Annotated in this window: 3 protein-coding genes; 1 reads left to right on the forward strand and 2 read right to left on the reverse strand. The window is 59.3% G+C overall.

What is annotated here, in order from left to right; all coding sequences use genetic code 11:
• Together ACTG3T_RS13730 and cmoA are read right to left on the reverse strand one after the other, a co-directional pair.
• Nucleotides 1-537 (reverse strand): DUF1698 domain-containing protein (locus ACTG3T_RS13730; protein WP_439102853.1); only part of this gene is annotated, 537 nt, incomplete at its 3' end.
• Nucleotides 534-1,316 (reverse strand): carboxy-S-adenosyl-L-methionine synthase CmoA, encoded by a 783-nt coding sequence (cmoA, locus tag ACTG3T_RS13735; protein WP_439102854.1) that lies wholly within the window; start codon nt 1,314-1,316, stop codon nt 534-536. The genes ACTG3T_RS13730 and cmoA, both read right to left, overlap by 4 nt.
• Nucleotides 1,317-1,413: 97 nt before the next feature.
• Between cmoA and ACTG3T_RS13740 the strand changes: the two genes are divergently transcribed.
• A complete protein-coding gene (locus ACTG3T_RS13740) occupies nt 1,414-2,355 on the forward strand; it encodes an aminotransferase class IV (RefSeq protein ID WP_439102855.1) in 942 nt (313 codons plus the stop codon).
• The last annotated feature ends 36 nt before the right edge of the window (nt 2,356-2,391 follow it).

Below are 2,391 nucleotides of genomic sequence, written 5' to 3' on the forward strand. Positions count from 1 at the left end.
CATAGGAAGAACGCTCACTGCAGGGTCCTGTATGTAGCGCTGCAGCGCGGCAAACTGGATGACAAACAGCGGCGAGGGATCGATGCCGATAACCTCCGCGGCCCCGGCGCCGCGCATGCGCCAGCAGTGATAGCCATTACCGCAACCCACATCCAGCACCCGTCGACCGTTGAGGGACTCGATATGCGCGCTAAGGCGATCCCACTTCCAGTCCGAGTGCCATTCGGTATCGATAGCGAGACCAAAAAGCTCGTAGGGGCCTTTGCGCCAGGGGCATAGACCCCGCAGAGCAGTTTCGAGAGATTCCAGCGTTGCTTCTTCGAGGGCGTCCTGCGCGCTGACTCCCACGCTAGCCGCATCAAGGACCACCTTGTCTGCCGCGATCTTTGGAAGCGACTCCAACGCCGTGCGCCAGCGGGGAATGTCGCCGTGCCGTGCCACGGACAGTCCAGCCTCAATCTGTGCGGGTAGAAGCTCGGTCCAGGGCGCCAGCGGTCCATCCTGCCAGCGTTCCTGCAGTGCACGAATATCAATCATTTGAGCGCGATGATGGAGGCGAAGTTAAAGCACTGAAACCACACGTCGCTGGAGCTGAAACCGGCTTCAGCCAGACGCTGGCGATGCTGTTCAATGGATTCGGGCACCAGTACGTTTTCTATGGAGTCGCGCTTGCCCGCGATCTCCAGATCGCTGTAGCCGTGGGCACGCTTGAAGTCGTGGTGTAGGTCTATGTTGAGCTGATTGAGAGATGCATCGGGAAACACAACCTTCTCTGAGAGCACGAGGATGCCGCCAGGCATAAGCGCATCCGCGATGCGGGCAAGGAGCTCCCGGCGGCGCTCCAGGGTCACGAACTGCAGGGTGTAATTGAGAACAACCATGGACGCATTGGCTATCTCACTGTCGAGGATATCGCCCTCCCGGAGTTCCACGGGGACGCTTCCGGCGTCGAGGGCGATGAGCTCATGGCAGCGCTCGATCATGGCCGCGGCGTTGTCGATGCCCACAATCACACAGTCCGGCACTTCGATATGCCGACGCATGGAGAGCGTTGTCGCTCCCAGAGAACAGCCCAGATCGTAAACATGGCTGTGGGGGCGCGCGAAGCGACCCGCCAGCAGTCCTGACATGGCAATAACCGTTTCATAGCCCGGCACTGACCGACGGATCATGTCCGGGAAGACGGACACCACATCGCTGTCGAAACGAAACGGCCCCGGCGCCCGCAAGGGGTCGCTGAAGAGCGTGTCGGGGTTTGAATGTTTGGGGTGATCACTCACGGTAACGGTGTCTTTTTTGGTAACTTGCCAGCGCACCCAGGTGCTCCGGTCTCAGCGTTTCAGGCCGCGCATGGTAGCATGCGACGCGTTTTTCAACGTTTGTTCCTCCGCGCACAATCCGGGATTTTTTATTATGCAGGGCACTCACGAATACGACGGCGCTGATCGCAATCAGAGCATTCTCATCGACATTAACGGCGAGCTGTTGCCGCGGGAGAAGGCCGTGGTGTCGGTGTTCGATTCGGGCTTTGTACTGGGCGACGGCGTGTGGGAGGGGCTGCGGGTTGAGAGCGGCACCATACTGTTTCTCGAGCAGCACCTGGACCGGCTCTATGAAGGTATGCATACCCTCGATTTTGAAGTGGCGGTAAGTAAAGAGGCTCTGACGAACAGACTTTACGGGGCACTTGCTGCCAACGACATGCACGACGGCGTACACATCCGGCTCATGGTCTCCCGGGGCGTGAAATCCACACCCTACCAGGACCCGCGGATGACGGTGACGCCGCCCACCATTGTGATTATCCCTGAGTACAAAACCGCGCTACCCGAGACCGTGGAAAAAGGCGTGACCCTGTTTACCGTGCATGTGCGCCGCGGTTACTCCGATGTCCAGGATCCCACTCTCAATACCCACTCAAAATTAAACTGCGTCACGGCCTGCATTCAGGCGGCCAAGGCCGGCTATGACGAAGCGCTCATGCTCGACCCCCATGGATTTGTAGCGACCTGCAATTCCACACACTTTTTTATCGTCCGTCGGGGAGAGCTGTGGACCAGTACCGGTGACTATTGCCTTGATGGCATTACCCGTCGGAAGGTGCTGAATATTGCCGCGGCCGAGGGGATGACCGTCAAGGAGCGGAACTTCACCCTCACCGATGTCTATAACGCCGAGGAATCCTTCGTGACCGGCACCTTTGCCGGTCTGGTGCCGGTACGGGAAGTGGACGGTCGAACCATCGGCACGGGGGAGCGGGGGCCGGTGGTATCCCAGCTGCAGTCAGCCTACCGTCGCTACGTTGCCGACTACATCGAAGGCCCGGGACGTCTCCATACACGCAGCCAGGATTAGCTCATGACGGTAAAACGCGTGGCGATGTGGTCAGGA

This window comes from Congregibacter sp. (assembly GCF_965660375.1).
GTDB lineage: Bacteria > Pseudomonadota > Gammaproteobacteria > Pseudomonadales > Halieaceae > Congregibacter.